Annotated in this window: 4 protein-coding genes; 2 read left to right on the forward strand and 2 right to left on the reverse strand. The window is 37.7% G+C overall.

Annotated elements, in window-relative coordinates:
* Positions 1-15: 15 nt before the first annotated feature.
* Positions 16-3,789, reverse strand: coding sequence for a lamin tail domain-containing metallophosphoesterase family protein (locus tag KI363_RS12215; RefSeq protein ID WP_212966458.1), 3,774 nt, complete (start codon positions 3,787-3,789; stop codon positions 16-18).
* 282 nt (positions 3,790-4,071) lie between these two features.
* Here KI363_RS12215 and KI363_RS12220 point away from each other — a divergent pair, with 282 nt between their 5' ends.
* Positions 4,072-5,106, forward strand: coding sequence for a hypothetical protein (locus tag KI363_RS12220; protein WP_212966459.1), 1,035 nt, complete (start codon positions 4,072-4,074; stop codon positions 5,104-5,106).
* Positions 5,107-5,668: 562 nt separating this feature from the next.
* Here the strand turns inward: KI363_RS12220 and KI363_RS12225 are convergent.
* The gene (locus KI363_RS12225) at positions 5,669-6,784 is read right to left on the reverse strand and encodes an LCP family glycopolymer transferase (RefSeq protein ID WP_212966460.1); all 1,116 of its coding nucleotides are present in this window, start codon (positions 6,782-6,784) and stop codon (positions 5,669-5,671) included.
* Between the two features lie 725 nt (positions 6,785-7,509).
* Between KI363_RS12225 and KI363_RS12230 the strand changes: the two genes are divergently transcribed.
* Positions 7,510-8,469: an ABC transporter permease gene (locus tag KI363_RS12230; protein ID WP_212966461.1), complete on the forward strand. Its 960-nt coding sequence runs from the start codon at positions 7,510-7,512 to the stop codon at positions 8,467-8,469.
* Positions 8,470-8,568 lie beyond the last annotated feature (99 nt).

Genomic DNA, 8,568 nt, shown 5'->3' on the forward strand with positions numbered 1-8,568 from the left:
GCTTCGCTCTATCTACTATTCTACCTTCCACCCATCTAATAGCCCATTTGTCTCTTGCTGAAGGGTATTTTTTGCTTCAGAAGTAATATACTCCTGCATTTGCGGCTTCTCTAATGTCTCTAAAAACTTTTCCAAAAATTTAATGGCTTGTTTATTATGCCCTTTTTGTGCATGATGCTCCACTTGTTTTAATGTATTTTCTAATTGATTACTTAATGGCTTTCTCACTTCAGCATTCGCAATGAATTCAACAAGCAGGGTTCGGATTTCACCAATACTAACAATCCCTTCTTTCTTAGCAGTTGTGAAGCTCCACATAGATGATTTCGCCTTTTCCCCTGCTTCATTTTCGATCGTTGTGTACCAATAATAGGTCTTATCCCCCTCCAAGTTATTCCATGGGACGGTAACCAACTCATGATCTGTAAACTCCTTATGGACAGTAGCAATTTTTTGCTCTGTATAGGCATGGACCCCAAAATAGTTTGTTGATACCCGCTTCGTCATCGGCTCTAAATTAAGTTCCAAGGTGTACGGTGGAAATAAGTCATAGTTATCCAGTGCCGGTGAATACGTATTGACATAAATTTTATCCCTTTCCATGTCTACATTCATCACGTTCATATACCCATCACCACCACGGTTAGCATCTTGGAAATTCCCCAATAACTGGTGAACAACCCGATTAGGCGTTCCATCCCCATCATCATCCACTTCAGTCGATAAAACTTGAATAGGTTGAGAGGCATTTCGCAAGAGAACTTTACTTCCATGATAATGGCCACCAAGTACAAGTTTCACATTTTCATTTGGCAACACAACATCCTGATATAGACGTTCACCAATCGTCGAGCGTTTTCCATCTCCACTCAAATATTCGTGGAAATTCAACACAGCAAAACGATCGGGGTATTGCGCTAACACATCATTCATCCACTTTATCCCTTCATCATCTGGTTGCCACCCCATATAGACCATTATAAAATCCATACCGTGTGAAGAAATTAAATCATAATGTCCACGGTTATTTTGATAAGAACCGCCATAGTATGGTTGATGGAGGAATCGATCTTCACCAAAATAACGATAATAGTTTGTATAATCGAATTTTGGACGTAATTGAATATCATGATTTCCTGCTAAAACGCCATATGGGACATCTGCTTGCTCTAAAATTTTCATATACTGATCAGCGAATTCCCATTGATATATTTGATTATAGGTATTTACAATATCTCCTGTATGGAAGACATATTCAATATTTAGCTCATCTTTCTTGTCTGCAATCCAATTAACCTGTGATTCATACAATTCCGGGAATACTTCTGTGTAGAATTGCGTATCAGATAACCAAACAAAACTATAATCATATTCATCTCTTGGCGGAATTTCATCCTGTACAAGTACATTGATGACTTCATCACGAACATAATCCTTTACGCTTATCTCCCCTTTTAAAGAAAAGTTTTCTTCAGAATCGGCTACAGTAAAATCAACAACTTCCCATTTATCCGAATCGAAATTCCAGGCATACATACTCACTTTTCTTCCCTCAAGGGAGGAACCTTGCCACTCTATCTCCACTTCTTTTTGTTGTAACGCTTCTTTATCTAAAGGGATCTCAAAGCGATGGTATGGAAATTCTCCCTCAGCATCTGTTGTAATATTTCCAGTCTCTGAATCCCGTAATACTTCATATTCTTCCACTGTAAATTCAATTTCTCCAGCAGGTACTCTTTCTGCCGGTGGTTCTGTATCAACCGCATTCTTATATATTTTCATCTGATGATCCTGTACTGTATTGATCGATTTTCCTTGATAAAAATGTACATCCAATGTAGACTGCTCTTCATTAGGGATCGTGACACTTAGTTCTGTATCTGTCCCTACATCTGTTGCATGATTTTCTGGTGATTGAAGACTGGCAGACGCTAATATCTTCTCTTTTTTTATAGTGAACGTCTCTGTTTTCGTTTGATTGAAGCCATTAGATGCAATAAAGTAATACTGGAGATCATCATCTCCAAATTCAACTGTAGATTGGAAGGGTCCTTGTTCTTCACCGCTAGTTAAAGAAACGGAATGGAACTCCTTTTCCTGGGCATCTTTATAGAACAACTTCACATCCGCAACCAAAAAGTCATCATTGACTATAGCAGCGATATCCACCCTTTCCCCTGGTTGAGCGACCTCTATATCGGTTTGATTTTGTATACTCGGCTTGCCATCTGCATCAATGGATTGTAATTCTGCTGGGATTAAATCACTTTCCACAGTTCCAGGTGTGGCAGGCTGATTGTCACGGACTTTAATCATTTTATTTGAACCAATTGGGTAATGATAAAAGATCCCCATGTTTTTGTACACATCTTTAGTTGATTTATTATACCCTGCTATCGCCACATCTTCATTTGTATTTGTCGCGACGACAAGATCACGTTCAGCCGTATTTGCCATCCCTCCACCAGCGGGTGCCTTGACAATATCCACATTTTCTATTAAATCAGTTCCATAATTTTTATTAAAGTCTGCCACTGTTTCTCCGCCATTTTTTCCATTATCCACCCAAAGAACGAGAGGTTTTCCTGGTTCAATCAAAATATCCGTTAATCCTTCAAACCAAACAGCCTCTGATCCCGATGGATAACGATAAATAATATGAAAATCTCCAAAGTTTAATCGTTGATCCGTATTATTATAGACTTCGATATATTCGTAGGCATTTGCTCCATCTATATTCGAACTATCTGGCACTACCTCCGTGATTAATAATGGCGGTATATTTTTATTTTCGGCAGCCGTAATAGTAATGGATTTGTTTTCTGTTTTCGTCTTTTTAAATCCATTGGAAGCCTCTAAATAATAGTCTAATTCCTCAATCCCAATTAAATTTTGAATGGGAACTTGATGACGATAGAGCCCCTTTTCATCCTTCACTAAATTAAGAGATTGATATTCTTTCTCCTCTTTTCCCTTATAAAACAGCGTCATGGTCGTTAAAAGAAAATCATCTTCGGCATCTGCCACTACCTTGACTTGATCAAGTGGTTGTTGAGACTTTGTCTGATCTTCAACACGAGGGGCTTGCTCAGTGTCAATCATCACCGGCTTATTTGGAACTAACTCAGACTCAACAATTCCAGGCGTAGCCTGTTTCTCGGCCGCACTCACTTTTACCATCTGGTTGGAACCATCTTGTGGGAATTGATAAAAAATCCCTAAATTCTCCCCCACATCATAAGTAGCTTTATTATATTGAGCAACAGCTACTTCTTCACCTGAATTGGTTTGAATAATAATATCTCTCATTCTTTGATTAGCCATACCGCCCGGCATTTTCACAACATTTACATTTTCAATTAAGTCACTACCAAAATGTTCATTGAAGTCTGCAACAGTCATATCCTTATTTGCACTATTTTCTATCCAGAGTACAAGTGCTTTTCCAGGTTCAATCTCAATATCTCGCTTACTTGGTGTCCATATTAAGTCATCTTCTGGACCTACGGGATATCGATATATAATTTGATATTCTGCAAAGTCTATCACTTGATTCGTATTATTGTAAACTTCAATGAATTCAAAGGCATCAGCATCGTTAATGCGAGTAGATTGAGGTACAATTTCTGTAATTAATAAAGGTGGTACTGCATTATAATTGGTCTGCTCTTCTGAATCTTCTGCGTGAGCTGCGTTATGTAGAGTAGACATGGAGAGCAGTAAAACGAAAATGAGCGTCATGGATAAAATACGGTTCATATTCCTTCTAATCCATAAATAACTTTTCATATAACCTCTCCTTTTATTGTGGACTTAGTAACTCGCATAATCCTCCTTTCCTATAGAAAAAAATAAAAACGCTACATTTAAGTTAGCGCTTTCATAGTTGAATTTTTACTTTAACCAATTTTTGGAAATTAGTCAATAAACTTGATTGATTTTATCTAAATTTTATTAAGTACGAGTTGGATTCCTTTTAATTGATGTAAATCATCCCTTCAAAAATGATATAATCTTACTATGTTAAAAATTACCATTCTCTCATTTTTAGCTTATAAGGAGGTCTCTGGTTTGAAAGCAAAACAAGCGCGTTCGAATGCGGCGGATTGGGTTTATTCTCATGCTCGGCATGAACAGGGATACGGTGGAGCTTATTTTAGCGGATCGATCATTGGTCTTTCTGACAATACTAATTTAGCAGTATCATCAGATGTTGATATTGTTGTAGTGTTGGAGGAGGAACCTCAACTTAAATTAGGGAAGTTTTTTTATAAAGGGACCCTGTTAGAAGTCACGTATTTATCTTGGAGGCAATTAGCTTCTGCTCGAAATGTTCTCACATCCTATCATTTAGCGGGAAGCTTTCGAGTCAATACGATCATTGATGACCCTACTGGACGATTACATCATTTACAAGCAGAGGTGGCGAAACATTTTTCAGAGTATAGGTGGGTTCGTCGAAGATGTGAAAATGCAAAACAAAAGGTAGAGAACGGGTTACGATCTATTGATCCAACAGCCCCTTTCCATGAGCAAATCATGGCCTGGCTGTTTTCAACTGGAGTCACCACCCATGTGATTCTTGTTGCAGCTTTGCAAAATCCAACAGTAAGAAAACGTTATGTCGCCGCCCGTAAAGTTTTGGCCGAATATGAACATAACGCCCTTTATAATAGCCTATTAGAATTATTAGGATGCGCTACAATGACTCCGGAACAGGTTGAATATCATCTTACCCAGCTCAGTAGCACATTTGACCAAGCCGTTGCTGTGAGTAAGACTCCTTTTTTCTTTCGCACCGATATTACAGAAGCAACGCGCCCCATTGCCATTGATGGAAGCTACGACTTAATCAAAACAGGAAATCATCGCGAAGCTGTGTTTTGGATTGTAGCTACCTTTGCTCGTTGCCATATGATTTTAGCGGCGGATGCCCCTACTCTACATCACGAATATCTACCATCCTTTGAAGCCATTGTCCGCGACCTAGGAATTACAGCGATTCATGATATTCCCGATCGTGCGGAAGAGGTCCTTCATTTTCTCCCGACCTTATGGGAAGTAACGGAGGATATTTTATCTAAAAACCCCAATATTCATCATTAAGATTTCATAAGTTCCCGTTAAGGATATTAGTTTGTTTTCATGGCAACAGAATGAACGGAAGTGCATAACATCCCGGTGTCATGAAACGCTTATTCTACCGAATAAACGGAAAAGTACGACTTTCATGCGTTATAATTCATTCTAGATCTATGTTTTTGACTATCCTTCACTTTTTCGTAGATCCAAACCCAGCTTGGATCTACGTTTTCGATGATCTCTTGACTTTTCGTACATCCAACCTTACTTTGGATCTACGTTTTTGATGAACTTTCACTTTTTCGTGGATCCAAACCCAGATTGGATCTGCGTTTTCGATGATCTCTTGACTTTTCGTACATCCAACCTTACTTTGGATCTACGGTTTCGATGAACTTTCTCTTTTTCGTGGATCCAACCCCAGATTGGATCTACGTTTTTAATGATCCTTCGACTTTTCGTATATCCAACCTTATTTTGGATCTGCGTTTTTGGAGAACTTTCTCTTTTTCGTAGATTCAAACCCGGCTTGGATCTACGTTTTCGTTGATCCCTTGACTTTTCGTACATCCAACCTTATTTTGGACTACTCAGAGCGATTGGGTTCTTCAATCGATAATGTCTGGCCAACTTGAAGACTATTAGGATCGCTAAGATGATTCCATTCCACAAGCTCGTCTTCTGTCACGCCCAATTTTGCCGCAATGCTTGTTAATGTGTCATTCGCTTGAACCGTGTAGGTATCTCCCTCGTTTTCCGCTAAAGAAGCATCTGTCAGCTCTAAATGATCCTTTAATAACGTTTGGTATTTCTGCACTTCTTCTTCATCCGGGAAAAAATACCAGTATTTCCCAATATAGCCTCCATCGAACTTTTCAAATTGGTATTGCTCTATATTCTTTTCAATCCCTTTATGATTTTGTTGAAGGCTGACCATTTCTTTAAAGGAAAAATTCGTTTTCACTTGATCCCCTAATTCATCTAGTACATCGTCATACTTTAATAAAGAAGAAAAGCTTCTCGCCTTATTTAAAATTGCTTGGATAATTTGCTTTTGTCGAACCTGGCGACCAAAGTCGCCTCGCGGGTCTTCATAGCGGATGCGTGAGAAAATAAGGGCCTCCTTTCCATTCATTGTAATTTCCCCTTCTGGAAAATGATGTTTTTTATACGTTAAATCCATATCATTTTCAACCGTTACCCCATCGAAAGCGTCGATGATGCCTGTAAAACCGTCCATATTGACTTCTACATAATAATCAATCGGAATATCTAGAAATTGTTCCACCGTAGCGATCGACATTTTCACTCCACCCCGAGCATACGCATGATTGATTTTTTCCGTCGTGCCATTGCCAACGATTTCGGTACGTGTATCTCTTGGAATACTTAACATTTTAATCGTATTTAGCTTAGGGTTAACCGTCGCTACAATCATCGTATCCGACCTTCCCACATCGCTATCTTCATCATCAATCCCTAGGAGCAAGACCGAAAAAGGGTCTTTATTTTCGATAGAAACTTCCTCTACTCGCTTATCTGATTTATCTACTTTCTCGTGCATGTTATCTAGTGCGGATGTAAAGGAAAAATAGAGATTGGCCACATATACCCCCACTCCAATGACCAAAATGAACAATACACTCAAGATTCCCCAAAGTATCTTCTTTCTTTTCTTTTGCTTTGATTTATTTGCTCTCATTTTTCCTCTCCTTATTAATACAGTTTTATTTTTCATCTAGTAAAAAATGCATTAATTTTTCAATTTCTTGTATAGATTGGATATTATCTATAATAACTATTTAGTGTTTTCCATATTTCGGTAGAAACAATCCGTCCATGGCGAAGCTTTCCCTCTCCTTTTCTATTAAAATGCCTCCTTACATTATAATCGTCCTTTTTGTCGAAAAGGTTCATTTTTTCTGTAAAAAAATATATATAAATAGAATGAAGGAAATTCTTTTAAAGAACAAGGGGTATTGAAAATTTTCTTTTTAAAAACAGATTGACGTTTTGTTAGATTTGGGTCAACTTCATAGTTCAAAAGGGTTGTTAAATAGGAATATGAAAAAATAAAAGCTTATTTCATCAATGATATTTTCAAACGGGTTATACCCTATTAATACTCTCTGTGCAAATCTTTGTCTATGCATCCTTTTGTTGAATGTGTCATTTAAAATGTTGATTCAAATAATCTTTGCATTGAAGAAGATTATCAAAATTTACATAGTGGCAACAAGATTGACCTGTATTGTCTTAAATTGGCTCATGCTATTATGAAAAGAATAAGGGATGGAAATTGATTGTAACCGGGAGGGGCTTAAAAATGCTTTTTGAGTTTAACTAAAATATAACTAAAGTAGTAAGGAGATGTGAGAATATGTATCCGAAAAGTCATGTACAGAGAGATATTGAGGAGGTCCATGTATGCAAGTAAAAAATACAGAAGTCCATCAACCTGAAATTACGTTACCCAGAAATAGATTATCTCGAATACGGAAAAACTTTCTTAAAAGTTGGCAATTATATACTTTTCTATTACCAGCGCTCACTTTTTTCGTCATTTTTCACTATATTCCGATGTATGGGGTGCAAATCGCTTTTAAGGACTTTTTTGCCACGATGGGGATTATGGGAAGTCCTTGGGTTGGATTCGATCACTTTGAACGCTTTTTCAATTCCTATTATTTTTGGCGATTATTAAAAAATACATTACTTATCAGTTTGTACCAATTATGTTTATTTCCACTACCGATTATTTTCGCATTAATGTTAAATGAACTTCGAAATGGCGCCTTTAAAAAATGGACACAGACTTTAACATATGCCCCACATTTTATTTCCGTTGTGGTAGTGGTCGGGATGATTATTGCCTTTTTAGATCCTACGACTGGTATTGTCAATCTTCTCATTGAGAAGTTAGGCGGTGAACCCATTCAATTCTTGACAAGTCCAAGCTGGTTCCGGCACATCTATGTATGGTCTGGTGAATGGCAAGGTCTTGGTTGGGGATCGATTATTTATTTAGCTGCACTAGCAGGTGTGAATCCAGAACTCTTAGAAGCAGCTAAGGTGGATGGTGCGACTCGATTCCAACGGATTCTACACATTAATATTCCGGCTATTTTACCAACGATCGTGATTCTATTCATTTTGAATATCGGTAAATTTATGTCGGTCGGTTTTGAAAAAGTATTACTCTTACAAAACTCCTTGAACTCGGAAACATCCGATATTATCCAAACGTTTGTCTATGAAACAGGTTTATTAGAAGGTCAATATAGTTTCGCTGCTGCCGTTGGTTTATTCGACTCCGTTATTAATATTATCTTGCTCATTACGGTGAACCAAATTGCGAGAAAAGTAAGCGATAACAGCTTGTGGTAAGGGGGAGCAAAATGAGAAATTTTAGTTTATCGGATAAAACCTTCGATTTGATTAACAAAATCCTTGTGGGACTCATTACGTTAATCATCGTTTATCCGC

The organism is Lederbergia ruris, from assembly GCF_018332955.1.
Taxonomy (GTDB): Bacteria; Bacillota; Bacilli; order Bacillales; family Bacillaceae_C; genus Lederbergia; species Lederbergia ruris.

Excerpts from the sequence above, each read along its gene's own strand:
- KI363_RS12225 (WP_212966460.1), bottom strand. The coding sequence starts at position 6,784 with ATGAGAGCAAATAAATCAAAGCAAAAGAAAAGAAAGAAGATACTTTGG.
- KI363_RS12230 (WP_212966461.1), top strand. The coding sequence starts at position 7,510 with ATGCAAGTAAAAAATACAGAAGTCCATCAACCTGAAATTACGTTACCC.
- KI363_RS12215 (WP_212966458.1), bottom strand. The coding sequence starts at position 3,789 with ATGAAAAGTTATTTATGGATTAGAAGGAATATGAACCGTATTTTATCC.